The sequence below is a fragment of the Glutamicibacter sp. M10 genome (genome assembly GCF_025452055.1).
Lineage (GTDB): Bacteria > Actinomycetota > Actinomycetes > Actinomycetales > Micrococcaceae > Glutamicibacter.
In genome coordinates this window covers 3,274,915-3,301,688 of the sequence record NZ_CP104918.1, presented here as the reverse complement: position 1 = coordinate 3,301,688, position 26,774 = coordinate 3,274,915, and the positions used below count along the sequence as shown (strand labels likewise).

The 26,774-nt window shown below is 56.2% G+C and carries 20 protein-coding genes and 3 pseudogenes; 10 read left to right on the top strand and 13 right to left on the bottom strand.

Translation table 11 applies throughout. The features are described 5' to 3' along the window. The first annotated feature begins 140 nt into the window (after positions 1-140). A complete protein-coding gene (locus N6V40_RS16000; protein WP_262198214.1) occupies positions 141-791 on the top strand; it encodes a GNAT family N-acetyltransferase in 651 nt (216 codons plus the stop codon). Here N6V40_RS16000 and N6V40_RS15995 read toward each other — a convergent pair. The 4 genes and pseudogenes from N6V40_RS15995 to N6V40_RS15980 form a co-directional block, all read right to left on the bottom strand. Continuing rightward, a complete protein-coding gene (locus N6V40_RS15995) occupies positions 696-2,042 on the bottom strand; it encodes a hypothetical protein (RefSeq protein ID WP_262198213.1) in 1,347 nt (448 codons plus the stop codon). The genes N6V40_RS16000 and N6V40_RS15995 overlap by 96 nt on opposite strands. A gap of 98 nt (positions 2,043-2,140) precedes the next feature. After that, positions 2,141-3,552, bottom strand: a pseudogene (locus N6V40_RS15990) (class II fumarate hydratase). A 130-nt stretch (positions 3,553-3,682) separates the two neighbouring features. After that, the gene (locus N6V40_RS15985; protein ID WP_131090176.1) at positions 3,683-4,312 is read right to left on the bottom strand and encodes a carbonic anhydrase; all 630 of its coding nucleotides are present in this window, start codon (positions 4,310-4,312) and stop codon (positions 3,683-3,685) included. 68 nt (positions 4,313-4,380) lie between these two features. Continuing rightward, positions 4,381-5,055: a DUF4245 domain-containing protein gene (locus tag N6V40_RS15980; RefSeq protein WP_262198212.1), complete on the bottom strand. Its 675-nt coding sequence runs from the start codon at positions 5,053-5,055 to the stop codon at positions 4,381-4,383. Between the two features lie 155 nt (positions 5,056-5,210). Here N6V40_RS15980 and glpX point away from each other — a divergent pair, with 155 nt between their 5' ends. Continuing rightward, a complete protein-coding gene (glpX, locus tag N6V40_RS15975; protein ID WP_131090374.1) occupies positions 5,211-6,245 on the top strand; it encodes a class II fructose-bisphosphatase in 1,035 nt (344 codons plus the stop codon). A 98-nt stretch (positions 6,246-6,343) separates the two neighbouring features. Here glpX and manA read toward each other — a convergent pair whose 3' ends face one another. The 4 genes and pseudogenes from manA to N6V40_RS15955 all read right to left on the bottom strand — a co-directional run bounded on the left by manA (position 6,344) and on the right by N6V40_RS15955 (position 11,012). Further along, on the bottom strand, positions 6,344-7,552 hold the full coding sequence (gene manA / locus N6V40_RS15970) for a mannose-6-phosphate isomerase, class I (RefSeq protein WP_262198210.1): 1,209 nt from the start codon (positions 7,550-7,552) through the stop codon (positions 6,344-6,346). Positions 7,553-7,639: 87 nt separating this feature from the next. Then, complete coding sequence (locus N6V40_RS15965; RefSeq protein WP_131090173.1) at positions 7,640-9,277, bottom strand: LCP family glycopolymer transferase; 1,638 nt, start codon at positions 9,275-9,277, stop codon at positions 7,640-7,642. A gap of 18 nt (positions 9,278-9,295) precedes the next feature. Beyond that, positions 9,296-9,826, bottom strand: coding sequence for a 5-(carboxyamino)imidazole ribonucleotide mutase (purE, locus tag N6V40_RS15960; protein WP_131090172.1), 531 nt, complete (start codon positions 9,824-9,826; stop codon positions 9,296-9,298). Positions 9,827-9,901: 75 nt separating this feature from the next. Further along, a pseudogene (locus N6V40_RS15955) lies at positions 9,902-11,012 on the bottom strand (5-(carboxyamino)imidazole ribonucleotide synthase). Between the two features lie 224 nt (positions 11,013-11,236). Here N6V40_RS15955 and N6V40_RS15950 point away from each other — a divergent pair. Then, entirely contained in the window at positions 11,237-11,818 is a 582-nt protein-coding gene (locus N6V40_RS15950; protein ID WP_131090170.1) for a GtrA family protein, read from the top strand. On the opposite strand, the gene N6V40_RS15945 is transcribed toward N6V40_RS15950, so the two are convergent. Continuing rightward, the gene (locus tag N6V40_RS15945) at positions 11,815-12,543 is read right to left on the bottom strand and encodes a TIGR03089 family protein (RefSeq protein ID WP_131090169.1); all 729 of its coding nucleotides are present in this window, start codon (positions 12,541-12,543) and stop codon (positions 11,815-11,817) included. The genes N6V40_RS15950 and N6V40_RS15945 overlap by 4 nt on opposite strands. Before the next feature lie 287 nt (positions 12,544-12,830). Between N6V40_RS15945 and N6V40_RS17480 the strand changes: the two genes are divergently transcribed. From N6V40_RS17480 to N6V40_RS15920, 4 genes and pseudogenes are all read left to right on the top strand, one after another. Next, positions 12,831-13,355 (top strand): WhiB family transcriptional regulator, encoded by a 525-nt coding sequence (locus N6V40_RS17480; RefSeq protein ID WP_131090373.1) that lies wholly within the window; start codon positions 12,831-12,833, stop codon positions 13,353-13,355. 67 nt (positions 13,356-13,422) lie between these two features. Next, a complete protein-coding gene (locus N6V40_RS15935) occupies positions 13,423-16,830 on the top strand; it encodes a glycosyltransferase family 2 protein (protein WP_262198209.1) in 3,408 nt (1,135 codons plus the stop codon). 80 nt (positions 16,831-16,910) lie between these two features. Continuing rightward, positions 16,911-19,582 (top strand): annotated as a pseudogene (locus N6V40_RS15930) (DUF5719 family protein). 25 nt (positions 19,583-19,607) lie between these two features. Further along, positions 19,608-20,537 (top strand): COX15/CtaA family protein, encoded by a 930-nt coding sequence (locus tag N6V40_RS15920; protein WP_131090166.1) that lies wholly within the window; start codon positions 19,608-19,610, stop codon positions 20,535-20,537. Here the strand turns inward: N6V40_RS15920 and N6V40_RS15915 are convergent. Beyond that, positions 20,534-20,995 carry a metallopeptidase family protein gene (locus N6V40_RS15915; protein WP_131090165.1) on the bottom strand — a complete coding sequence of 154 codons (462 nt, stop codon included), beginning with the start codon at positions 20,993-20,995 and terminating at the stop codon, positions 20,534-20,536. The two genes, N6V40_RS15920 and N6V40_RS15915, sit on opposite strands and share 4 nt — an antisense overlap. A 99-nt stretch (positions 20,996-21,094) precedes the next feature. Between N6V40_RS15915 and N6V40_RS15910 the strand changes: the two genes are divergently transcribed. The 3 genes from N6V40_RS15910 (at position 21,095) to N6V40_RS15900 (ending at position 23,167) form a co-directional block, all read left to right on the top strand. Beyond that, positions 21,095-21,481, top strand: coding sequence for a DUF3499 domain-containing protein (locus N6V40_RS15910; RefSeq protein ID WP_131090164.1), 387 nt, complete (start codon positions 21,095-21,097; stop codon positions 21,479-21,481). A gap of 367 nt (positions 21,482-21,848) precedes the next feature. Then, complete coding sequence (locus N6V40_RS15905) at positions 21,849-22,889, top strand: lipoprotein intramolecular transacylase Lit (RefSeq protein ID WP_262198206.1); 1,041 nt, start codon at positions 21,849-21,851, stop codon at positions 22,887-22,889. Further along, positions 22,889-23,167, top strand: a complete 279-nt coding sequence (locus tag N6V40_RS15900) for a lipoprotein intramolecular transacylase Lit (protein WP_262199761.1) — start codon at positions 22,889-22,891, stop codon at positions 23,165-23,167. Before N6V40_RS15905 ends, N6V40_RS15900 begins: the two co-directional genes overlap by 1 nt. A gap of 74 nt (positions 23,168-23,241) precedes the next feature. Here N6V40_RS15900 and N6V40_RS17475 read toward each other — a convergent pair whose 3' ends face one another. From N6V40_RS17475 to N6V40_RS15890, 3 genes are all read right to left on the bottom strand, one after another. Then, complete coding sequence (locus N6V40_RS17475; protein ID WP_315973718.1) at positions 23,242-23,565, bottom strand: hypothetical protein; 324 nt, start codon at positions 23,563-23,565, stop codon at positions 23,242-23,244. After that, the gene (locus N6V40_RS15895; protein WP_315973717.1) at positions 23,523-25,082 is read right to left on the bottom strand and encodes an AMP-dependent synthetase/ligase; all 1,560 of its coding nucleotides are present in this window, start codon (positions 25,080-25,082) and stop codon (positions 23,523-23,525) included. Before N6V40_RS15895 ends, N6V40_RS17475 begins: the two co-directional genes overlap by 43 nt. Before the next feature lie 77 nt (positions 25,083-25,159). Further along, entirely contained in the window at positions 25,160-26,680 is a 1,521-nt protein-coding gene (locus N6V40_RS15890) for a dolichyl-phosphate-mannose--protein mannosyltransferase (protein WP_262198205.1), read from the bottom strand. Between the last annotated feature and the right edge of the window lie 94 nt (positions 26,681-26,774).

The following is a 26,774-nucleotide window of genomic DNA, read 5'->3' as shown; positions in this document are numbered from 1 at the left end:
CAGTTTCGCTTGTTGCACTATTGTTCATATAGTGCAGTATTGCACTATGGGAACGAGGGTGCAACTTATGTGATCTGCAACATTGTGGCCTTCAGGGTCACCGAAAACAGCTCATAGTCTTGGTGTCATAGGGTTGGGTTATGGCCCAAATAGAACTGCGCAAACCAAGTCCTGAACTCCATGCATCATTTATGCAAAGTACTGCCGAATGGAACGGCGTCGACCAAGATGGCGCCTCAGTCTTCTTCGCCGAAAAGTATGGCTGGGACTTGGCTGACCGCACTGATTTTGAGCATTGGGTGCAGTTGCTCAATGACTTGGCAAAGCCGGATTTCACACCCCTGCCGGGATTCGTCTCGCAAAGCACGCTATGGGTCGTGGAAAACGGCGAATACTTAGGTGCCGTGAGCTTGAGGCACGAGTTAGGCAATGACTACTTGTTGGAAGTCGGCGGCCACATCGGTTACGGCATTCGCCCTAGCGCCAGACGAAGAGGGCTCGCCAAATTTGCGCTCGCCGGATCATTGGAGCAAGCGCGAGCACTGGGTCTCTCGAAAGTACTGATTACCTGTAGTGACTCCAACATCGGCTCCGCTCGCACCATTGAATCCAGCGGGGAGTACTCGAAGAAATTCGCCCTCTCAGCGAGGTTGGGCCACGCTTTGGTTCGGTCGATTCAGTTCGACGTTATTGGATCAATCTGTAGATTGATCAGAATCCGCTGGAGTTTCATCTGCCACAAACCAAGCCCTCGAATGCTTGTAGCGCACTGCGAAACCGGAGAAGCCTGAGCCATGAAGGTCAATTTTGTCGATGCCTCCCAGGGGAGGTGCCGAAAGTGCCTCAGGCTCATCAAGCTGCTGGCCTATGAATTCTTCGGCGCGGTCCGAATCTTCACCAGTATCCACTCGGCCGTCTTTATCGATTGATGCGTAATAGCCAGTAAACGCAGCCCCAGTGAAGCCTAGAACTACCGTTGACCCTGACCCCTGACCATTTCGTGAAGGCCACGGCGATTCTGCCGCCCAGAGCCATGCCTGATCAGCAGCGTGCGTAAACTCAGTCGGGCTCATTGAATTGATGGCATCAATGCCGTGAATTGGGCAATGAGGGCTGGCAACAACGTCAAGACTTTCCCGGATTTCCTCAGCATCGTGCGGGTACATCTGAACAAGTTCAGCAGTGCAGATGCAACGGGCAACAGCATGCTTAGGGTCATTAGATACCCATCCGGTGGGCACCCCCTGCAGTGAGCCAAAGTCAACCAATGGCCCCTGAAGCAGAGGAATACGCCAGACGTGTAGTCCGACTGTGGATCGTGCCCACCACCCGGTGACTGCTCTAAGAAGTAGCAATAGGCCAAAGGCCGTGGCGATTACTGATGCCGCTGCAATGAAGTCGGCATAAGATGTTTCTTCGATCTGTGCTGCGGTGGCACCTTTTTCGTCGGCGAACACCTTGAAAGTCCACCACCAGCCTGCAGCAGCAAGGCCGAACCATACGGCGGCCAATGCGACATCTACGAAGGCACTAAAGCGTAAGTCGTCGCGTGAATCTTCAGTCAGCGCAACAGTCTTGCTGCCGCTGAGAGCCTGGGCTAGGTTGCCGACCTGCTTCGTCTGATGGACGAGTGAACCTAGATCGTATAGTCCCCACGCCAGGGCGGTAAGGGCTCCGAGCCACCAGAAAGGTGCCTCAGCGCTGCTATCCAAAGTGTGAAGCGTTGCCGCGTAGCCTAGAAATAGCGGGGCTAGAAACACCATGTAGCGCGCGAAAAACCAACCGAACATGGCCGTGGCCATAATCAGTGAAATGCTGGAGAGCCCCAACATGTCGAGCAGCCGGTACTCACCCGTCCACGAAGGCACGTCACCATCAAGCCAATGCTTGAAGCCAAGGAAAATGCCCAGCAGGGTTGCCGCCAAGATGGCAAGCGCGACATTACCGGCGAATCGCCTTGAGCGACGCAAGGGAAGCGAAGACCATTGCGCCGAATTAGGCGTCAGCAAATACCGGTTGGAAGTCCGGTTTTCATCGTTCATTTATACAGTTTGACTTGCAATACTGCGGCAAACAAATGTTTTGTAATCAAGAATGGGGCTCCGCGCCAGTTCGACGCGAAACCCCATGAAATCCCTGATTAGTGCTTACCAACCATGGTGGAAACATCGAGCAACTGATCTAGCTGTTCTTCGGTGACTTCGCCACGCTCGACAAAGCCCAAAGCGACGGTAGCTTCACGCACTGTCAGCCCTTCGGAAACGGCCTTCTTGGCAATCTTTGCGGCGTTCTCGTAGCCAATCAACTTGTTCAGTGGTGTCACGATCGATGGTGAGGCCTCGGCCAAGAATCGAGCACGCTCAACGTTGGCTTTGATGCCGTCAATCATCTTCTCAGCCATGACCTTAGTGGTGTTGGAGAGCAAACGAATTGACTCAAGCAGGTTCGAGGCGATCACTGGAATGCCGACGTTCAGTTCAAAGGCACCGTTCGTTCCGGCCCAGGCGATAGCGGTGTCATTGCCGATCACCTGAGCCGCAACCTGAATGGTGGCTTCAGAGATGACTGGGTTGACCTTGCCCGGCATGATCGATGATCCTGGCTGCAGATCTGGAATGGCAATTTCACCCAAACCAGTGTTTGGACCGGAGCCCATCCAACGCAAGTCGTTGGCAATCTTGATCAGCGAAATTGCGATGGTGCGAAGAGCGGCGGATGCTTCCACCAGGCCATCACGGTTTGCCTGCGCCTCAAAGTGGTTGCGGGCTTCGGTGATAGGTAGGCCAGTATCTTCGCGGAGGAACTCGATGACCTTCTGTGGGAAACCGTCCGGGGTGTTGATGCCGGTACCCACCGCAGTGCCGCCCAGAGGAACTTCGGCCACTCGTGGCAAGGCAGCCTCGATACGTTCAACGCCGTAACGAACCTGTGCAGCGTAGCCACCAAATTCCTGACCCAAAGTCACCGGGGTAGCGTCCATGAGGTGAGTACGTCCGGACTTTACAACGTCCTTGAATTCGGTCGACTTGGACTCCAACGAGGAAGCGAGCTGGCCCAAGGCTGGAATCAGGTCGTTGATCAATGCGCTGGTAGCTGCCACGTGTACCGAAGTAGGGAACACGTCGTTGGAAGACTGCGAAGCGTTCACGTGATCATTCGGATGAACTTCGGTGTCGCTGTTCTTGGCCTTCAAGGCGCGGGTGGCAAGCTCAGCTAGAACCTCGTTGGTGTTCATATTTGAGCTGGTGCCGGAGCCGGTCTGAAAGACGTCAATAGGGAACTGCGCATCGTATTTACCGCTGGCCACTTCTTGGGCCGCATCGGTAATTGCTTCGGCGCGTTCGGCATCCAAGACGCCCAAAGCGAGGTTGGCGGCAGCTGCGGCCTTTTTACCTGCGCGAGAGCCTTGATGTGCGATGGCTCTAGGGTTTTGCCTGAGATGGGAAAGTTCTCCACCGCACGCTGAGTTTGTGCGCGATACAAAGCCTGAGCTGGAACTCGGACTTCGCCCATGGTGTCGTGTTCAATGCGGAAATCGTCACTGTTAGTCATGCGCCCAGATTACGCCTGTTTGGCAGGCGAAAGACAGGACCCTGATGCAAACATCACAACCCACAGTGACGCTTCAGAAAATCGGGAATAAATGTTGATCTACAAGGCAGTTTGCACAGTGTTCGGGTGCTTAGTCCAGACCCAAGCTGGAGACCAGCTGTGCTCGCCCGTCGTGCAAGTGATAGGCCACGCCAGCTACTGCCGTGCGGCCTTCTTCGATGGCTTGCGCAATGATGGTGGACAAATCAACAAGACGATCGGTGGTCTGCTTGACGTGCTCGACGGCGGTGCCGTTTACATCGGTGATGCCCTTGCGCTCAGCGGCCAGTACCGATGGGGTAATGTGCTCAACCAAGTCCCGAACAAAGCCTTTGGGCATGTTGCCGGTTTCTTTAACCTTGATGGCGCTGGTGATTGCACCACAGGAGTTGTGGCCAAGGATCACAATCAACGGGACGTTCAGGCTCTCAACCGCGAATTCCAATGAGCCCAAGCTAGCCGGGTCAATCACGTGACCGGCGGTGCGCACCACAAACATGTCACCCAAACCGGCATCAAAAATGATTTCAGCAGCAAGTCGGGAATCTGAGCAACCAAAAATCACTGCATAGGGTTCTTGACCAGTGAGCAAGGACTGGCGTCGTGCACTGTCCTGATTGGGGTGCTCGGTCTCTTCATTGACGAAGCGTAAGTTGCCGGCGCTGAGTTTTTCCCATGCCTCGTTGGGCGACAGGGACTGAGCATTTGAATCAGATGGCATAAGCTAAAGTCTACGGGAACAAATTCGAATATCGAATTCGTCGCGTCAGGTCGCAGTCATAATGCGAACTAATTCATCGTCGATTCTGCCAACTTTGCGACGTTCTCCAACTCTTCGGTGGAAGTGTCGGTCGAAAGGATAAGAGTCGAGTCTTTGCGCTCTGCGATCAGGTAGGTAGTTTTGTCTTTCACACGTTCTTCCCACTTCCAGCCACCAATTGTTTTGGTGCCCGTAGGAACGGCAGCGTCCGTGGTCAAAGCGATCCACGTTTGGTTGGCCTTGGCAGCTTGGCGAACCCATACAAAATTCTTGTCATCGGAGACAACGCCAAATTCCCAGTACGGAACGCCCTGGGCATTGTTAGCCTGCCAACGCGCAAAATTCGCGTACTCGTCTTCGGCCAGCTCGGGTGCAAAAATCTTGAATCCTGCGATGGATTCAGTCTGCTCGGCAGTCTGGGCCAGGTTAACATCGCTCTTAAAGGCTTGTTCTTTAGGAGCCGGGTTGAGAAGAATCAACGGAATGAGAATCGCCAGGGTGAAACCGACCGAAAGAATCATGCCCTTGTAAGTCTGATTGGCACGCTTGGCGGCTTTTTCGGTGAGCTGTGGCTTGAACGGAAGATCGTCAAAGGTAGCTTCGGGATCGTTTAGATCGCGCCGTGGGGCCGAATCTAGCTCGGCGTTTTGATCCAGCGGTTCGTTGACAGGCACGTTGTTCCCGTTGTTGTTCTCAAGTTGCACGTCTTCTATTCTCCCTGAAGAGTCTGTGTAATTCGAACTTGCGTGCCCAAGCCCACGCTGATGTGTTGCAGGGACCGTCGACATGAACTGTCACGTAATTTTCTAAAGAGCTAGAATGTCAGTGTTTGCATAGGCGCAATGACTACGACTCAGTGATGGGATCTTTCGTGACCGAAAAGAACAATTATGCCCAACTTTCTCCGCGATTGTCGTTAACCGACGCGGAGCCGGACCGCAACCTAGCACTGGAGTTGGTGCGCGCTACAGAAGCGGCCGCTATCGCTTCCACGCCATGGGTTGGCTTCGGAGACAAAAACGCGGCAGACGGCGCTGCAGTTGATGCAATGCGTGGTCTGCTCTCCACCGTGAACTTCAATGGCGTTGTTGTTATCGGTGAAGGCGAAAAAGACGAAGCACCAATGCTCTTCAACGGCGAGGAAGTTGGCAACGGCACCGGTGCGGAGTGCGACGTAGCCGTTGACCCAATCGACGGAACCCGTTTAACGGCCCTGGGCCTGAACAACGCACTTTCGGTCTTGGCAGTAGCTGACCGCGGATCCATGTTTGATCCGTCAGCAGTGTTCTACATGGAAAAGCTGGTCACCGGACCAGAAGCAGCAGACCTAGTTGACCTACGTCTGCCTGTGAAGCAAAACCTGCACCTGATCGCTAAGGCCAAAGGCAAGAAGATCAGCCAGATTACCGTCACCATCTTGGACCGCCCGCGTCACGCAGGGTTGATCGAAGAGATCCGTGCTGCTGGTGCTCGCACCAAGCTGCTCATGGATGGCGACGTAGCCGGTGCTATCGCGGCAACTCGTGAAGGCACGGGTGTTGACGCACTGATGGGTATCGGTGGAACTCCAGAAGGCATTGTGACCGCCTGCGCTATCAAGGCACTGGGCGGTGTCATCCAGGGACGTCTATGGCCTACCGACGATGACGAGAAGCAGAAGGCGCTGGACGCTGGCCACAAGTTGGACCGCGTTCTCACCACCAACGATTTGGTGACCTCGGATAACTGCTACTTCGCAGCTACCGGCATCACCGACGGCGACCTGCTGCGCGGTGTGCGCTACAAGGGCAACCGCATCAGCACCCAGTCGATCGTTATGCGCGCGAAGTCCGGAACCATCCGCTTCGTTGAAGGCGAACACCACCAGGACAAGTGGGAAGCTTACACCCGCTAAATCCAGGTAAGACAAAGACCTGCGGCCATGGACTCACGTAAGTCCATGGCCGCAGGACTTTAATCGCTCAACGTTCGTAGCGGCTGGTGTCAGAGATGTCAGTCCAGCTGCGAGCTGGAAGCAAAGAGCTGGCCCCGAGTATCACCTTGGAGAGTTGCTGAAGCTGGTAGTTCCGCAGCGGTGATGAACAAGGATTGGCCCCGGGTAATTGTCCGTTGGCCTTCTTGGGTTCTGATCAAGAATTCGCCTGCGGTGCACAAGATAATGGCGGCCCCGTGCAATTGCAGATCCGATGCTTGGCCTGGTTGTGTCGGATCCAGAACCTGCAACTGGAACTCTTCAAACTCTGGCTTGTACAAGCGGTCATGGTTAGCCAACGCTACCGGCTCCAGAATTGGTGCGGGGGAGGGCTGGGCTATGGTGACGTCCAAGAGCTCTGGAACATCAATGTGCTTGCTGGTTAGTCCGCCTCGCAATACATTGTCCGAATTGGCCATGACCTCGATGCCGAGTCCACGCAGATAAGCGTGTACGTTTCCGGCACCCAAACTGATGGCTTGTCCTGGCTCCAAGAAAACCAAATTCAGCAACAGAGCAACAAGTACGCCCGGGTCGTTCGGGTAGATCTTGTTGATCGAGACAAGCTCCGCAAAGTGAATATTAGAGCTCAACTTTGCCGAAGACTCGATGGCTGCGCAGATCTGCTCAACGGCTTGGGCCACGGGTTCACCCGCGGTGAGAATGTGCTTAAAGGTCTGGGCTAAAGGATCCGATCCTTGCAACAGACCGATGATCCGCTTGACCTCACCCAGCTGATTGGCTGGGAGCTCACCGGATACCAAGCGTAGATCTTTGATGATTTGAGCTGGCTGACGGAATCCAGACAGAGCCACAAAATCGGTGAGCGCATAGAGCATCTCCGGTTTGTGATTGTCATCCTTGTAGTTACGATCAGCTGCATCCAAAGCCTTGCCACTGGCATTTTCCGAGGCAAAACGTTCTTGAGCTTGCTTGAGCGTTGGATGGGTTTGGATTGATAGCGGCTGGGTGGCCGAGAGTACTTTGAACAAGTATGGCAATCGGCCAAAACGCTGGGCCACAGTAGTACCCAAGATGTGTTGTGGGTCTTGCGCGATGAAGTCATTAAGCGCAACATCTTCATCCGCCAGACGGCTTGGGCACCCAGGATGAGCACCAAGCCACATCTCTGCCTGCGGAGTAATCTCCGCAGGCAGATTCAGCAAGTCAGAGATCTCAGAATCGGATCCCCAGTGGTAGTCCCTGATCGCGTTATTCAACTCGAACACGTCGCTTGACCATAGCCTTTCATTAACAGTGATTGGGTTGCGTTGCGGTCGGGGGTCTAACCGTTGGTACTGCAGTGCATGATCCGTCTAAGGAACGGTGCACTCGTCGTTGTTGGCGGCAATCTGAGAAATTCTGGTGGTTGCGCCGGCCATTTCCAGCTCAACCAAGTATTCCTCGGTGATCGGGCTGCCATCAGGCTGGGTGAACTCCGCGTCGCCACTGTCGGACAGCTTCGGCGCGTTATTGATATCTCCAGCATCTGAAGCGTCCTCGGAAGCCTCGGTACTCTCAGTGCTCTCTTCAGACTTGGAGGAATCCGTTGAGTCTTCACTTGCTTCAGCCGCGGCGCTCTTCTTAGCCTTCTTCTCATCATCCGATTCGTTTTGCTTTGCAATCAAGGTCTGAATTCGACCCTGCAACTTATCAAAATCTGGGTAGGTGGAGAAGGTGCGTTCGAAGTCCGGAGCGCCGAGGGTCAGTCGAGCCATTGGCTGCGAGGAGACCTTTTCTGCCAAGGAGACAAAGGAACCGAGCTGACCGGCTGGAATGTTGGTTTCCACCAGCTGTTCACCGGCGGACATGATGCTGGTGAAGTTGCTCAGAATGGTCTGCGGAGTGAACTGCTTGATGATTGCCTGCTGTAAGCACTGCTGGCGCTTGATGCGGTGGTAGTCATCGGTGAAGTCACGGGAGCGAGCAAACCACAGGGCCTGCTTTCCGGTGAAGGTCTGGTTGCCCGGAGCGAACCAGTGGGTACGAATGGTGCTGTTTTCGTAGCGCTTACCGTTGTAAGGAACCCAGCCACCCGAATCGATGTTCACGCCGCCGAGGGCATCAACAAACTGCTCGAAGCCAGCCATGTCGACCATGACGTAACCCTGAACAGGTAGGCCAGTGGTGCCTTCCAAAGCGTCCATCGCGGCCTGCGCACCGACGTTCTTAACTGTGCTTGGGAAAGCGTCAGCGTGCTCGTCGGTTGCGTTGCGGTAGATGGCGTTAAAGATGCATTCGTCACCGCAGTTGTAGCCGTCAGGCCAGATCTTCTTCATCGGTGAGTCATCGGCAAAGCGAGCACCCTGGAAGTTACGCGGGATGGAGATCAATAGGGTCTTGCCGGTCTTGGCATCCACCGAAAGCAGTGCCACTGAGTCAGTACGCACACCTTCGCGGTCGCTACCGGAGTCGGCACCGAACACGGCGACGTTATAGCGCCCGTTGACCGGTTCAAAGGCCGGTCCTTCGTCAAAGACGGACACGATGGTTTCGCGACCGGTGTTCAGAATCGATGCTCCGTAAATGAACACGCCACTGGTGGCCACAACCGCAGCTAGCGTAAACACGGTCACGATAGCGCGCATACCTGGTGCCAACATTCTTGGCTTGATGATCACCAAGGTGTTAACGAACATGACGAACCAACCGACGGCCAATACTGAGAGCACGATGATCAGGAACATCTGGAAGTTCGGGTGCGCGACCCAGCCAAGGATCACCGAACGGTTAATGAAATAGATTGCGAGGACGGCAAGGATAGCCACCCAGCAAATCATGGTGACCGTGACGGCGATACGTCCAAGTTTGCGGTTTCCGGCAACGAGCTGAGCGCTGCCCGGGAAGAAAATGGTCAAGAGGACCAAGATCAGCGCACGTTTGCTGCGTTGCGGAGCGCTTATGGTCTCCGGACTGCGCAACGGACCTTGTGCGCGATGATTGGCAGAACCCATGTACTTATGTGACTTTCCCTAGGAAGCGAAATTCTCGTTGGCAACTTCTTCGCGCAGTGCAGCACCCTTAGCGTGGGCTGATTCGCGCAGAGATTCTGCGAACTCAAGCAACTTTACCTGCAATGACTGTGCAAGCTCGTCGGTTCCCGATGCGAGAGTGCGCACTGCAAGCAATCCTGCATTGCGTGCACCACCGATGGAAACAGTTGCTACGGGGACTCCTGCAGGCATCTGAACGATGGACAGCAAAGAATCCATTCCATCAAGTTTAGCCAGTGGAACTGGCACTCCGATGACAGGAAGCGGAGTAACTGCTGCGAGCATGCCCGGCAGGTGAGCTGCGCCACCAGCGCCAGCAATGATCACACGCAGTCCGCGTTCGTGAGCTTTTGTACCGTACTCAATCATTTCGGTGGGCATCCGGTGAGCAGAGACAACGTCAGCTTCAAAGGGAATGCCAAATTCAGCCAGGGCTTGTGCGGCGAGGCGCAGTACTGGCCAATCGGAATCCGAACCCATGACAAGGCCAACAAGAGGTGCAACAGACATCAGAATATTCCTTGGGATAAGTAAGTGTCAGAGCCACTGCGTTGTTGGGTGCAGTGGCTCTTGGCGGTCAAAAGATTAGTGGTCAGCATCCACGCCGTCGCGGATTATCGCGGCGACCTTATTGGCTTGGGAGCGAAGTTCATCCACGCTCTGCCCGGCATTAGCGACTACGTTTACGTGTCCGATCTTGCGTCCCGGACGCACCGATTTGCCGTAGGCATGGACCTTCACCTCGGGCGCGGCGGCCAGGGCAGCGCTAAACGCAGAGTAAAGATCTTGGTTGGCTCCGCCAAGGTAATTCTTCATGACGGTCAGACCCAACTCGCTCGTTTCACCCAGCGGTAAATCTAGAACCGCCCGCAGGTGCTGTTCGAACTGGCTGGTGATAGAACCATTCATGGTCCAGTGCCCGGTGTTGTGTGGACGCATGGCCAATTCATTAATCACAAAACCAGCCCCTTGGCCGGGCGTTTCGAAAAGTTCTGCAGCCATGACACCAGTGACACCAAATTCATTGGCGATCAGCAGTGCCGCCTGCGCAGCGGCTTGGGCCGTAGCCTGATCCAGTTCCTGGGCCGGTGCAATAACTTCGTCGCAGACTCCATCAACCTGGATGGTGTGCACTACTGGCCAAGCCTTGGCTTCACCGGAGGGTGCGTGCCACCATGGCTGAAAGTTCTCGGGAGAAATCGACTTTGTCTTCGGCCAGCAGTGGACCGTTGGCGAACCAGTCGGCAGAGTCTTTGGCGTCTTGTGCGTTATCCAGCATGCGCACGCCCTTGCCGTCATATCCGCCGCGAGGGGTTTTGAGCACGATGGGCCAGCCGGTTTGATCACCAAAAGCGATCAGCTGCTCAACATCATCTACCTTGGCCCACGCAGGATTGGGCAAGCCCAGAGCTTCGATAGCTTCACGCATTACCAGCTTGTCCTGTGCATGAATCAGGGCGGCCGGGCGCGGCTGAATGTTTACGCCTTCATTGATTAGCGTGGTGAGAAATTCGTTGGGAACATGTTCATGGTCAAAGGTGACCACGTCCTTACCCTGAGCAAATTTGCGCAGGGTTTCGAGGTCCTTGTAGTCACCAATGGGTGCATCAGGAACACTTCGGGCTGCCGACACCTCGGGCCCTTCGGCCAGAACATGAAGTTCAAAACCTAGGTTCAGGGCCTCGGGGGCCATCATTCGGGCTAGCTGCCCGCCACCAATCACACCAATTTTTGGAAAGCTCACGATATCTAGGGTATCGAAATCACGCGGTAGATTCGCATGCGCGTTGTCTGATTACTCTCAGAATTCGGTCAATCACCAGAAACTACCGATAAAATAGCAAGGTCGCGTTCTCTGAGTTCTGCTCTGCGCGCCCTGTTACTGCTAGCCAGACGGGAACTTGATTCCCTGGAGGACCCTTGCTCGAGCGCATCAAATCAAAAATTGCCGGACTCATATCGCTGTTTTGGCGTGAAGTTGCGAAGTTCGGTGTCGTCGGTGGCGTCGCGTTCATCATTGACTCGGGCATCTATGTCTGGCTATTGCATGGCTCAATGAGCGATTCGCAGGTTAAGGCAAAAATCGTTGCAGGTGTCGTTGCGACCATCTTCTCGTGGGTCGCTAACCGATACTGGACCTTCCGCCATCGTCGCCAAGCGAATGTGGTGCGCGAGCTGGTGATGTTCATCATCATGAACGCAATCGGTCTGGGCATTGCGGCCGCGTGTGTTTGGGTCACCAAGTACTGGCTGGGTCTAACCGATGCAACTTCGGTCTTCATTGCCGGTTCGGTCGTCGGCCTGATCCTGGGCACCATCTTCCGCTTCTTCGCTTACCGCTTCTGGGTCTTTGGTAAGGAAATGGATCAGGAAGAAGAGTTCGCCCACGACCACGAGATTTTGGGTCGACCACAGAGCGAAACCGGTGCGGACGGCAAGGACCTAGCAACAGGTTCCAATGGACCGACCGACACCGGCTCTACTCCTAAGGTCTTTCGTTAGGCCCCAGGCACGTAGTCGAAGGTGATGCGCTCACCATCTCGTAGGCGGTCGCTGACCTCTAGAGAATCTTCAACCAGAACTACGCCGTCCCCGGCTTTCCACTGCCCAATTAGGTAGGGGAGTAGTTTCAAAATTGGCTGATCCGCACGTACCAAGATCGTGCCCTTGGGATCTGCCGCCGGTGCGAAGAGCTCTTCGATGCTCAGCTCTGCGCCAGCAGGGGTGGCAATGGCCGCGGTAGAACCAGCTACTGCCGATGGGTAGAACTGGTCGCCATAAGAACGTACCGTGGCATTAAAGTCTTCAGCAACGGGCCCCAGATCCGAACCGAAGGACAGCGCGAGAGCTGCCGGGTTCACTGCGAGGATCTCGCTACTTGCTGGAATGTTTTCATCGTTGGGCGTGGCCGTAATAAACAGGGCCGCGCTCTGCGCATCTTGATGAGCTGGGTCGACAAGTTTGGCGCCGTGGTGCAATGCAGCTAGGGCCAGAACCAGCGATTTCCAGTGTGGGGCGAGGCCTATGACGACGATGGATTCTTCGCCGAGGTCGTAAAGGTCGCCCAGCAAATTCGCGCTTTTAGCCACCCAGTTGTCAAATACCCGTCCAGAGAGCTCGATGCGTTCACCACTTTGAGAATGCCAAGTAAGCCAAGGAGACGCCGAGGACCGTCGCACCGCGAGCAGTGCTTCGACGAAAGTTCCAAGTTGTTGGTTGCTACTCATTGATCGTCCTTTGAAACTAGTTACTGAGAATTCACCGGGAATTCAAGCAAGTCGAGACTCGCCCGCTCTTCTGCCCGTTTTGACGGCGTGTTGTGCCGGGAGTTTCCTGAAAATTGTTCTTAGAATGACCTCCCCACTTGACTCTAGCGGAGTTACACGGATGTAATTAGATGGTGAGTCCGGCGGAATCCATCACATTCTCTAGTTTGATGGAATAAATGCTGCCGGATGGGTAGGCGCCATAGATGGCCCAATCCACTCAAACCAATCGAAAGGTCAACATCACCATGGCGAATCTGGAGCAGGGGTACTCCGAATTTTCGACCTCGGCTGTTGCGTCCGCTCAGTACGGGCTCGAAGACGCACCGTCTGACTGGTTTGTCGACCCTCAAGCCGGTGAGTCCGCACGAGTGGCGCTCGCAGCTGATCTTGAAACTGCAGCCGACAATTATCTTAAAGAGCATGACTCATCTCAGGATGCTGAAGAGATCCCTTCCGTAGGATCTTGGGCACCGGAGCTTGACGAGGACGACGACGTACGCGAGAGCATCAAGGCCGTTTGGCTTGGTGTCGGCGGCGAAGTTGATGAAGGTGAATTGGGCTGGCAAGCCCGCGCACTGTGTGCACAAACAGACCCAGAAGCGTTTTTCCCTGAAAAGGGCGGATCGACTCGAGACGCGAAACGCGTCTGCGGCGCATGTGTTGTTCGCTCAGAATGTCTAGAATATGCCTTGAGCAATGATGAGCGCTTCGGCATATGGGGAGGGCTCTCAGAGCGCGAACGTCGCCGTCTACGGAAACGAGCAATCTAATTCGTCCGCCAATTCATGTCACCGCCATCGTTGCCTCGCACGATGGCGCTGACTTTTACCACGCACTTTGGCCGCACTGCGAAACCAGTCGAGGCCTATTGAACGCTTTGTCGGAGTAGACGCTTCTTCCTCCGACGCTTCCCTTGAGGTATTGCGTGCCAATCTGCCTTCCAACGCTGCTTTACTGCAAGCCGAGGAAGGCTCTTTGGGCCTATCGATGGAAGCGGCAGTCTCGCAACTGCCAGAAGCACGAGAAGACCGCGACGAATGGTTATGGATCGTCCATGATGACTCCATGCCGGCACCCGAGGCACTTGAAGCACTGACCCGAGCCGTTGAAGCGTCAGAATCGGTGTCCATTGCCGGGTGCAAACTGCTGGACATTGATAACCCCCGCCACCTCGTCGAGGTGGGACTGAGCGTAGACCGCAAGGCTCAGCGACTGACCATGATCGATACCGACGAAGTTGATCAGGGACAGTACGACGCACGCAGCGACTACTTCGCAGTGTCCTCTGCCGGTATGTTCATCCGCCGCGACGTTTTTGAATACCTTGGCGGATTTGATCCAGCAATTCCAGGCCGTGGCGACGACGTGGACCTGTGCTGGCGCAACCGCCTGGCCGGATACCGTGTTGTTGTTGTCCCCGAAGCCAAGATGTACCACCAGGTTGAGGTAGTTGACTCCCTGGCCGGGCCTAGCGAAGCCAAGCGTTCGGAAGTATTCCAGCGTTTGAAGTTTGCCGCCCCACTAACTTTGCCGTTCCTCTGGATCGGCCTTTTGCTCGGCGGTATCGGCCACTTCCTGCTGGCTCTGCTGGCTAAGGACCCAGGCCACGGTTTTGGTCACCTGCGCGCAACGCTGCGCGGTCTATTCACCCCGGGCAAGCTGTCGGCCTCCCGGCGCAATGTGCGCACAATTCGTGAGATTCCACGCCGCCAGGTCCGCAAGCTGATGACCTCGGCGTCGCAGGTTCGCGAATATCGACGCAATCTGACCACCGGCCGCGATGATGCAGAAGTCTTTGGCGACGGAAGCGGTGCCGATGCCATGGTTGAACCCAGTGGCGACAACTTCTCGGACTTTGTTCGCATCGCCCGCCCACCGCGTACCACCGCGGTACTGTCACTGATTTTTGCCCTGCTGATTTCCACGGCCGCTTCGCTAATCGCTTGGCGCAACGTACTTGGTGCGTCTGCGCTTTCGGGTGGCGCCTTGCGTCCGTTCTCGCAGAGCACCAAGGAAATCGGAGCCAATGCGATTTCCTGGTGGCAGAGCATTGGGACCGGGCTGAGTGCTCCACCAGATAATACGGATGCGTTGTTCTGGCTGTACTCGGTAGTGACCTTTGGCCACGCCAACCAGGTAGCTCCTTACCTCTTCCTTGCCGCCATGCCATTGGCTGCCTTGAGCGCTTGGTGGGGCATCGGGGTAGTCAGCCGATCGCGCGCTGTGCGATTCTTTGCCGCACTGGTGTGGGCCCTGCTTCCATCACTCACCTCTTCACTGGCCTCGGGCCGAATCGGCTCAGCTTTGGTTCACATCGTGCTGCCGGTATTTGTGATGGTAGTGATCCGCTCCATGAACGCGCAGGTTGCCGTTGAGGGAGCCAGGCCAAAGACGGCCAAGGCGCAGTCAGTTTCTGCATGGACCGCGTCGGCCTGTGCCGCATTGTTGCTGTGGGTAGTTTCCGCCGGTTCAATGGCGTTCTTCCTGGCAGCGACCATCTTGATTTACGCTCTGGCGCTGTCCTCCCTCCACCGGGCACGTAGCCTGTGGTGGATCCCGTTGCCAGCTGTTGTGTGGAACTTGCCTTTGCTCTTCGCAGCATTGAGCGAACCACGTTTACTGTTCACCGAGCCAGGAGCTCCTACCGCTTTCTCGCCAGCATTGCCATGGCAGATGCTTCTTGGTTTCCCAGAAGCTTTTGATGCCAAGGCGGGCTTGGTCGGTTGGGATATGTTGCCCGCTGGCCCTTGGGCGCTCGTAGCAGCTTTGCTTATTGGCGCACCGGTGATCATCATGGCCCTTATTGGTACGTTGAGCTCGGCTTTCAGCCACAACGCCACCATGCGCCGCAACTCGCGCCGTCTGCTCTGGGCCGGCGTGATCTCGTTGGCCGCTGGTTGGGCTGTTGGATTTATTCCGGTCAGCCTTCAATCGCATACTTCGGTAACCGCCTACACCGGACCGTTTGTCTCGTTCACCGTTTTTGCTTTGATGGCCGCAGCTGCCAACGCATTGGCTGCACTGCGTCACGAAAACCAGCCTCGCACCCTGCGTGCACGCGCACCACGATCCTTGGTTTCGCTGATGGCAGTCCTGAGCGTGATCGCTGTTGCCGGCTCAGGAAGCGTACTTTTGGCCTCCCAGCTGAACCCAACGGCAGCTTCGCAGGAGCTGACCAAGCTGGTGGATACCCAGCAAGTTCAGTCCTCCCAGCCACGCACCTTGCCGGCCACGGCCGCTGACGCCGGACGCTCTGAATTCCAAGAGCGCACCTTGGTACTCAGCCCACGTTCATCGGGTGAAATCGACAGCCAGCTGGTTTCCAGCTCAGGTGAGACCCTCGATAGCATCAGCCGCTACTCGCAGGTTAAGCAGCTTGATGGAAGCTTGCTAAACCCGGAACGCAACGAAAGCTCGATTACCTCCTCGACCCAGAGCAAGGCAGTTGCCAAGTTGCTCTCCGAGTCCGCACTGGATTCTCGCGATTCCCTGCGTGACTTAGGTATTGGTTACGTTGTACTGAACGAAACCGGTGAGTCCGTTCCCGCCACCGTGCGCACCCTGAACGCAGCTACCGGTTTGGCTTCAGTAGGACAGACCGACAGCGGTTGGCTGTGGCGTGTGGATTACAAAACTTCGGGTGAAACCGAAGGCGCTGGATTTGCTCGCATCATTGATGAAAATAGTGGCGTGACCGTACTGCCAACCGAGCGTGGCAAGATGAGCAACGTTGAGCTGCCGGAGTCCAAATTGAAGCGGACCTTGGTGCTGTCCACCACTGCCGATTCGAAGCTGCGCGCCAGCCTCGGGGATGTGGCACTGCGTTCGGTGGCCTATCCGGAAAATTCGGATACCCGCTGGGCTCAGGCCTACGAAATCCCTAATTCCGGTGGCAAGTTGTCGCTGACGCACAAGGAAAGCATGGACACCCCGGTTCTGATTCTAGGCGCCTTGGTCTTGTTGATTACCGTGCTGCTGGCCATTCCGGTTCCAAGCTCGCGCCGATTCGCCAACTACCGCAATAGCGATTATCGTTTCCGCGAACCTCGCGCTGCGGACGAAGAGCTGGCTGATGGTCATGAAGTCTTGGCCGCAGCTGAAGTTCGCAGCCCCTCAACGGCTACTGGCGTCCTGCCACAAAGCCGTCGCGAGGCTCGTGAGCGGGCCAGTGAGATCCGAGAAAACTTGACCCCGAAGCTCAACGACCGAATTTCGGACGATGAAGCCGAGCAGGAGAAGAAGTAGTGAGCGACGAGAAGAACGTTAACTCAGCGGATTCTGCTGATAAGCCTGAAAGCAAGGCTTCGGAGCAATCCAAGCATCCAATGTCTGCAGCGCTGACCCGCGCCGAAGAAAAAGCTGCCAAGATCAAAGCCAAAATCGACGCAAAGTTGGACAAGGCTCGGGCGAAGGAAGCAACACAACGCGCCAAGGCGGACGCCAAAAACGCTGCTGAGTCTGAAAAGGTTCAGAAGGCGCAGCAGGAAGCTGATGCCAAGGCTGAAGCTAAAGCCAAAAAGGCTCGTTTAGCGCAGCAGGAAGCTGACGCTGCCGAAAAGGCCAAGGCTGACAAAAAGGCCGAAGCCCTGGCCGCCAAGCAGGCTGAAGCTGAGCAGAAGGCTGCCGCCAAGGCAGAGAACAAGCCAACTGCTCAGAATCAGAGCGAGCAGAAGCCTGCAGTGACCCCGGCACCAGTTGCCGATCCTGACAAGGCTGAAAAGTCTGACCAGGCTGATAAGTCTGCCAAGGATGAGAAATCCGAGACCATTCAGCAGCCTGAGACTTCCCAGAAGTCTGCAACTTCTGTGCCTCTTGCAGTATCGAATACCGAACCGGCAAATGCTCCAGCGCAGGAGCCTGCAAAGCCAGTCGCTGCGCAGAAGCCTGAGCCGGTTGCTCACAAGGCTGAAGAGCACAAGCACGCCTCGCATAAGGCCGAGGAACCAAGCCACGCATCGCATAAGGCAGAGCCACAGCAGGATGAAACCTCAAAACCTGCACAGCTAGTTGCACCGTTGCCTGCTTCGCAGCAGCTAGGTGCACCCGTAGCTGCCGATAAGGCTTCGGATTCGGCGGCGACCAAGGATCCTGAGAGTGCCCCGCAACCAGCAAAGAGTTCAGCAACACCTGCTGCCGGGACTGCAACTGTTGCCGGTGCTACAGCTGCCGCTGGCGGTGTCGCAGCATCGAATTCCGCAGATGAGAAGAATCAGGTTCCTGCCGCGCAAGAGCCAGAAGACGCACAGGCTGCCAAGCGCCGCCGTAAGTTGGAAAAGATTCGTGCTGCTGAGGCAGCTAAGGAAGAACAGTCGCAGAAGTCGGAGGCAGTGGCTACCGTCCCGGCGTCCGAACCAAAAGATTCAAAGGTCAGCGCCCGTCGACGCAAGCTAGAAAAGGCACGTATTGCGGCGAGCAAGGATGCCGCAACGGCTCCTACTCGTAAGAAGACCGGGGCAGTGCTCCTGAGTCTGGCCGCCGTTGTTGCAGCCTGCGCGGTTGTTGGTGGCGGATCGATTATCGCCCCCAAGGCGGCAGAAAGTACTCTGCCAGCGGCGGTGACCAACCTGCCTGCAGGTGACGCCACGAGTATCTGTGCTTCAACTCCACAGCTGCTCAAGGGTGTTGATGGAACGGATCCGCAGTTTGCTGCCGGTGCCAAAAACGTGAACAGCAACGTGCGTTCCATTGCGGTCTCAGACCTAGCCAAACGTATCCCGGGCTCCTCGGTTGCCAAACTTGATGGTTCCTCACCCCGCACACTGACCAAACGCATCAAGGAAGCCGAAGCGGTAGAAGCTCGCGGCGCAGATGATGCTGGACAGACCGGGCGAGTCAGCAAGATTTCAACGCTGAATAACGTCGAGGGTATCCAGTCGTATTCGTTGCAGCCATTAGGCGGCCTGGCCTCGGAAGGTAGCGCACTACGCAGCTACCAAGCCTCGGACGGTGACCTTGAAGGTTTGGCCACGGCTACCTGCCAGGCACCTGCCTCCAACTGGCGCTTCACCGGCCTGCAGACCAGCACCGGATCAACCAGCGTAATGCACCTGTCCAACCCAACACACACCACCGCTCAGGTTGCACTGCAGCTGCGTGGTCCAGATGGACTGATCGATACCCCAACCCTGCAGAGCATTGTTCTTGCTCCGGGGGAGGACAAAGCCTTGGTCCTCGGCGGCTACGCGCAGAATATGGGCTCTGTTTCGGCTGAGGTCACCAGCGTTGGTGGAAAGATCACCGCAACGGTTCAGCAGGCAGCGCTTCGCGGCCTGACCCCTCGGGTGTGGACTTTGTTGGTGCCAATGCTTCGGCTTCAAACAGTCAGGTAATCCCGGGCGTCTGGATTGATAGCAAGGAGAACATCTCCTCGCTGAGCAAGGACGATAGCTCCTTGGTGCCACAGTTGCACGTTTCTGCCACCGGGTCTTCAGGGGCCGGCTACAAGGTAAAGGTCCTTGGAGAAAATGGTGAAGTAGCAGCAAGCTTTGACGAGAACTTGGCGGCAGCATCAAACGCAACCAGTGTTGTGGATTTGAAGCAGCTGGCCGGTGGCTACTACACCGTCGTGGTTGAATCTGACGCTCCGGTGACCGCAGCAGTACGCATGGTACGAGGTGCTAACCCGAAGGATTCTTCGGACACCGCGTGGGCAGCGAGCTCCAATGTTCTTGCTGGCACTCAGGCCATGCCCATTTCTGCCAACGGCACCGGAAAATTTGCTTTGGCTGCCGTAGATTCGGATTCCTCCGTGGAAGCCACCGTAGTAACCAAGGACGGCAAACTGCAGAAAGCAAAGAAGCTACAGATTGATGCCGGTTCTTCTATTGTTTTTGATCCAAAATCAGTCTCGGATGATGCTCAGGCAGTAATTTTCTCAACCGACGCCAATACCTATATTGCTCAGGTGGCGCTCGGTTCGGATCGTTCGATTGCTTGGGCTGCGATGCCTCAGGCTAATGCCGGTCGCGACGGCATTGTGGTAAATATCGGCGGGTAGCGCCCCGTCACCAAGGAACAGTTTTATGATTACCCCCTTCGGCTGGCTAGCTAGCCGATACACCTTGGAGCGTCGTGCCTTGCGTGCGGCCAGCTTCACGGCACTAGCTGCTGCCATCTTGATCATCGTGGGTGGCGGCGTGGTTCGCGTGACCGGCTCCGGGCTAGGCTGCCCGGATTGGCCGGCCTGCACCGATGGGTCACTTGCACCCACGGCGCAGATGGGCATCCACGCAACCATCGAGTTCGCCAACCGAATGCTCACCACGGTGCTCTGCGTCGCGGTGGGTTGGGTCATCATTGCAGCTCGTCTGCAACGCGAACCAGTTCCCACCATTACTCGGTGGGCCTGGCTACAGTTCTGGTTGGTCGTTTTGAATGCGGTACTTGGTGGCGTGACCGTATGGGTCAAGCTCAATCCGTTTATGGTCGCCGGGCACTTCCTTGCAGCGACTCTGTTGCTGACCGCTGCGGCTATTACCTGGGATAAAACTCAGAACCTTGAAGCCAGCGAACCACCGTCGAGCACCAGTGAACTTAGGCGATGGGGCACCATCGCGGTCATCATCAACGCGGTGCTGGTTGTTTTGGGAACCGCCGTCACGGGTTCCGGACCGCATGCCGGAGATTCGGCCGACGTTCCACGTATGGGCTTTGACTGGCTAAGCATCACCCTCATCCACGCTATCGCGGCCTTTGCGGCGTTGGCAGTTACCTTGATCATCTGGCGCAAAGCCAAGACCCAGCAGGTCGCAGCGGTGTCTCGTAAGGCCAAGATCTACGTTCTGGTTTTCGCCGCTCAGGGTGTGATTGGCATCGTTCAGGCGCTGACCCATTTGCCTGAACTGTTGGTGGTCTGTCACCTGGTGGGTTCGGCCCTGGTATGGATCGGGGCGGTGCGCCTGATGCTCGCCACCCACGCGCCAGCACAAGTGCCGGCGGCTACGCGAAGCTAAAAGTCTTCGGGATCTTCGGGGAAGTAGGACGGGTCAATCTCGTTGATCGGTTTCACCCATAACTGTGCCACCTCGTGAACCACACACTGGTGAACGAGGTCCATCAGCTCTGCGGTGCTATCGGCGATCTGTTCAATCGGCAGACGATAGATCACCAACTCGGCACGCTTATGAGCGGTGGCCGGAGTTGACGATGCCAACGGGATACGATCGGAGACTGCTTCTGCCTGATTGATGAGTTTCTCGCTGGGCACCGGCTCAATGAGGAAATCAATCTGTTCAACTTTATTTGGCCAGCGTTCAGAAAGCCTTTGAGCGCTGGCCATTACTGCGTCGTCGAACCGTTCCGGACGGGAGCGGTAGGCCGGCAAATGAATGGGGATCAGTGGCCCGCGCCGTCCGCGGCCATGGCGATTACGCCGCGGACCACTGGGACGATCAGGCAACTTCGAGTTCATCGTCTCAGCCTATCGCTTAGCACGCTCATGGATCGCCTCCGGCCCACGAACACTGCTAGATCCCCAGCATCAGGGCATCCCACGAGTAGAATAAATAGCGTGGAAGGTCTTCGTCTTTGTTCTCGCCCAGCGTGCCGTGAAACGGCTCGTGCCACCCTCACCTACGTATACGCCGATTCAACGGCCGTGCTAGGTCCATTGGCTACTTACCCCGAGCCGCACTGCTACGACCTCTGCGCTCGGCACGCCAATCGACTCACTGTTCCCAGTGGTTGGTCGCTGATTCGAGGTGCCATGCCTGAAGTGCTTGAGCCCGAAGATGAGTTGAACGCCCTCGTGGACGCGGTGCGTGATAAGCAGCCGCAACCTCATGAATCACGTCATTCCTCCAGCACGCCAGCAGATTCGGTGCGCTCTCGCGATATCAGCAGCCAGCGTTTTGACTCTCGGGTCCGTTTGGCCATGCTCCCTGACGAAGAAAAGTAGTCTAGGCTCACGTATTTAGCCTTTGACGTCCTGCTTACCTCCTAGCCCAAACGTGATTTAGGTGTGGTAATCCGTCGGTTGAGCCCTTGCGGTGGATAAGCTGAAGGCGCGTGAGCCCTCGGTGGCTTACCAGTAACCTAAAACATCACACCATCGCGCGAATTGCAGGAGGTCTGCTCATGGCTGAGGCGGCGAAAAACCCAACCGAGGGGCAAGGAAATGCGGGTCAGCCTGCACCGGCTGCCCCGGAGCGAGCACCCAAGGCGTCACTGAGCCAAAAGCAGAAGAGCTTGCCGCGCGTCTGGAAGCTCATAAGAATCAGGCTCAGGCCGAAGTAGCTGCCCGCAAGGAAGCTGTTCGCCGAGCCATGTCTGGCAAGTCTGAGTCTGGCACGAACGAATCCGAGACCAATCCAGCTGATTCACAATCGTCACCTGCAAAGCTGGCTGAGCAGAAGCGGCCTGAACAGAAGCCTGCAGAGCAAAAGTCGACCGCGGACCAGCCAACTGCGCAAAAGCCTGCAGAGCAGAAGCCAGCAACGGCCCAGCCCGCAGCAGCTAAGACTGAGCAGCAGAAGCCAGCGGCAACTACGCCTGCACCGGCCAACACTCCAGCCAAATCTGCTGCTGAAAAGCCAGCCGCTGCCAAGCCAGCAGCGAAGCCTCAAGCTCAAGAGCCGGTAGAAGACGTCATCCGCGCCATCAAACTGCCTCACGAACTTGAAGCAGAGAAAAAGGCCAAGAACGAACCTGTTGCTCCAGCAACTACCGTTCAACCCAAGGCTGAGACCGAGAGCAAAACTACCGTTCAGCAGGTCCCACCGGTAGCAGTTGCACCGAAAACCGGCTCACTGCCAACCACCAAAGCAGCCGTAGCCCAGGCACGCAATCGTGTCTTTGGTAGCTACGAACCAGAGCCAGAGCGATCCGAAGCAGCACAGAAGCGTCGGGTTGCTCGTGAGCGGGCGCTGAACTCCAAACCACCACTGGGGCGCACTGCACAGGTTGTTGTTGCCCTGATCTTCCCCGTGCTCACCTTGATTACGGCCATTCGCCTGATCGCCACCCCGGCATTCCTAGCGCTGTCCTATGGCCGCCCAGGATTCCCTAGTGACCTCTTCGGATTCAGCGACGATGAACGACTGACCTACGGCAGCTACGGACTGGACTACCTGAACAACTTTGCTGGCCCGGAATACTTGTCGGGGCTTAAGCTTTCCACCGGTTCAGCTATGTTCACCGAGGGCGAGGTTCAGCATATGGTGGACGTCAAGCACCTTATTGGTTTCTCCTACATCCTTGGCATCATCTTGGCAGTCATCTTGATTGTCGGTGTTTGGTACCTAGCTAAACGTTATGCCGGGGGGTACGCCGGGCCCTGTTCTCTGGAGCTATTCTCACTTTGGTGATGATTGCGGTCCTGACTGTCGCCGCGCTGATGGGCTGGGAAAACTTCTTTACCCAGTTCCACGCGTTGTTCTTCTCGCAAGGTACATGGACCTTCAGCGTCAAGGACACCTTGATTCGCTTGTATCCTGAGCAGTTCTGGGTCGACAGTGCCATTGGAATCGCTGTATTGGTTGTTGCCACCGTTGTTGTGGTTCTTATCAGTTGCTGGCCAACCGGACGCCGCCGTGAGGCCGCAAGGCTTCGGCAGGAAGCACGCGCCTTCGGTCTGGGTGGCTAAGAGAAAACTGCATAAAAACGAGCTGAGGTGCCGCACAAAAAAGTGCGGCACCTCAGCTCGTTTAAGTCAGGATTTTATTTTGTGTAAAGGCCCTGGATCGTCTGATCAAACTGCTCAATGACGGCTTGACGCTTGAGCTTTAGTGAGTTGGTCAGATGTCCTGAGGCTTCAGTAAATTCGTCGTCAAGGACCACAAACTTACGGATTGATTCGGCCTTGGAGACCGTCAGGTTTGCCGTATCAACGTAGGTCTGCACCTCCGCAATGACCTCAGGATGAGTGGCTGCCTCAGCAAGGGACAGCTCGCCCAGTCCCTTAGCTTTGCCCCACAAGACCAGTTCTTCATGGTCCAAGGTCACCAGAGCCGCGATGAACGGAAGCTGGTCACCAACAAGCACACACTGAGCAACAATTCGTCCGGCGCGAACCATTTCTTCCAAAGGCCCGGGGAGACGTTTTTGCCACCAGCGGTGACGATTAGTTCCTTCTTGCGCCCGGTCACCTTCAAGAAGCCTGCTTCATCGAGTACACCGGTATCGCCAGTCTTAAAGAATCCGTCAGCATCAAAAGCTTCGGCGGTTGCCTTTGGATTGTTGTGATAGCTGGAGAAGACGCCGATGCCCTTAATGAGGATTTCCCCGTCCTCCGCGATTTTCACGCTGGTGCCAGGGATGGGCCGACCCACCGTTCCCACACGGGTTCGAGATCCTTCATTCACCGTTGCCGGCGCGGTAGTTTCGGTCAGGCCGTAACCCTCCACCAGCTTGATTCCTGCCCCGCGGAAGAAGTGCGCAAGATCTTGGGTCAGAGCGCTGGCGCCAGAGATGGCGTAGTCGCATTCGCCGCCAAAGACATTGCGCAGCTTTGGATAAAGCACCTTGTTGAACAGTGCATGGCGGGCCCGAAGTCCTAGAGGGAAACGAGCCTTGTTTCCGCGTGTACGCGCGTCACGGATTTTGGATACCTCGATGGCAACTGCTTCAGCCTTGAGGAAGACCTCGCCCTTGCCACTGCTTTCGGCGGTAGCAAGCGCTGTGGTGCGGATCTTTTCAAAGACGCGCGGTACTGCCAGTAAGAACCCTGGCTTCACAGCGGCCATATCTTGAATCAGGGTGCCCATCGAACTTGAGTGTGCGACGATCGACCCGCCATGGATGCAGGTCTGCTGCACCGCACGGGCCAAGACGTGCGCCAGCGGCAAGAACATCAAGGTACGACGGTCCTTGCCTAGGACGTCGGGCATATTGCCTGCGAGGTTGTGAGCCACCATGGCAAAGTTCGAGTGGGACATATTGCAACCCTTGGGCCGTCCCGTGGTGCCGGAGGTGTAGACCATCGTGGCGACATCTTCGAGCTTCATTGAAGAACGGCGGGATTCAATGAGCTCCTCGTTCACCCGTTCAGGGGCAACCAGCAGCTGGTGTAGACCAGCCGAGGGGATCAGCGACTTGTCCGCCTGATCGGATCCTTCAAAAATGTGGGTGCGTACTTCTTCACCCAATTGTGCCACCGCGCGACGGACGTTGGCACGCAGCTCATGATCCTCGGCAAAGACAACCCGAGCACCTGAATCACGCAAGATCCATTCAATTTGGAAGGGACTGGAGGATTCATAGATGGGCACCGAAACTCCGCCAGCAAACCAGATGGCTTCTTCAGCAAGAGCCCATTCGTACCGAGTGCGAGAAATGATCGCGACCTTGTCGCCGGGCTGCAAGCCATCATTGACCAGCGTGGTGGCAAGGCGTTTCACGTCAACGAGGAATTTTGCTGCACTGATATCGTGCCACTGACTCTCGCGCTGCACGCTGAACAGGGGCAGATCCGAGCCGCGGGCGACGCGGTCAAGGAGTAGATTCGTCGTATTAAACTCGGGCGGTAGCTCGGTTAGTAGCTCGACGGAAACTTCTTGCATGGAAGCTAAATCCTTCTTGAATCGAAAATCATCAAAGTGGCCTATCTTATGGCTTTAGGCCCAGCGACCACCGGTGCCTAGCCCCAGCTAGGGATCCACACATGGAGGCGCCACAGTTCATCCGCTATCATTTCCCCAGTCCAGATTGACCAGAAGAATGCTGAAGTGACTAGGAATATCACTAGCACTAAGGTGACCACGACGATGCGTGAGCGGTACTCGAGGGCAGAATTCGACTCCCGTGAAACGAACTTGCCAATCATATACGTCAACGAAAGCATCATGAACGGGACCAGCGGCAAGGTGTAGAAGAAGAACATGGTGCGTTCCGGGTACATCAGCCAAGGCAGGAAACCAGCTACAGCTGAGGACAAGATTGCCCCTGCGCGCCAATCTCTCGCGCCAATCCACCACAGGATCAGCAAGAACATGCTGATGGAGCAAGCCCACCACAATAGCGGGTTGGGAAGATCGGTGATGACCTCGGTGCAACGCTTGAGATCACAACCGTTGGCGCCCTTGTCGTAGCCTTCAAAGTAGAACAGCACAGGGCGCCCGGCAAAAGGCCAGGTCCATGGTGAGGACTGCCAGCCATGTTCTGAACTCAGCCCGGTATGGAACTCGTAGCCTGCCTGATGGTAGTGCCACAAGGACCGGAGCGGCGCTGGCAACCAGCTGACTCCTTGGCCAGGATTTTCCTCGGCCCAGTGCCGATAGCGTCCACCGGTTGTGACCAGCCATCCGGCCCACGTGGACAGGTAGGTCATAAATGCCAAGGGCACCATGGTGAAGAAGGAGTAAATTCCGTCACGAGTGAAGGTCGAACGCTGCCACTGATGAATGCCAGCGGTACGGCGAGCAGCAAAATCCCACAGGACGGCGAGCAAGCAGAAAACCGCGACGAAGGACAAGGCGGACCATTTGATCCCGACGGCGCCACCGAGCATGACGGCTGCTATCAGACGCCAAGGACGCCACCAGAGCATGGGACCTTGTTTTAGTAAAAAGTCATCGGGGCGGTTGCCTTCTGGGACGGCTAATTTGCGGGCCAGTTGTGTGCGCCCATGAACCCGATCTTTGAGCAGTGCGTAAAAGGCCGCCAAAACGAAGAACATCAGGAAGATGTCCAACAAAGCGGTACGGGACATCACAATTGAGTGACCATCAATGGCCATCAGTAGACCGGCGATACCGGCCAGTGTGTGGGAGCCGAAGAGCAACCGTGCACACAAGGTCACTAGAAGGACCGCCAAGGTGCCGAATAAGGCGGTGGAGAATCGCCAACCGAATCCGTTGAAGTCGCCAAAGACCAACATGCCCAGAGCGATTAACCACTTACCCAAGGGTGGGTGAACCACGAAGGAGGAGTCTGCGGACAGCTGCGGATTTCCAGCAATGAACTGCGGATCGCTTTCGTCTGCCCATTCGCGCTCATAGCCACTTTGGAGTAGCGAAAAAGCGTCTTTGACGTAATAGGTTTCGTCAAAGATCAGCATGTGAGGGTGGGCAAGATTTACAAAGCGGAGCAATCCGGCCAACAGCGTGACGGCTAACGGGATAATCCACATCAGCGGACCGGAGGCCACAGCGGTTGGCAAGAGCCGAGCTTTCAGGCTCTGAAAAGTGTAGGCCTGCCGTGCTGAGCGGACATGGCCAGCGTCCGCGGAGTATAAAGTCGAGGTGCCCATCACC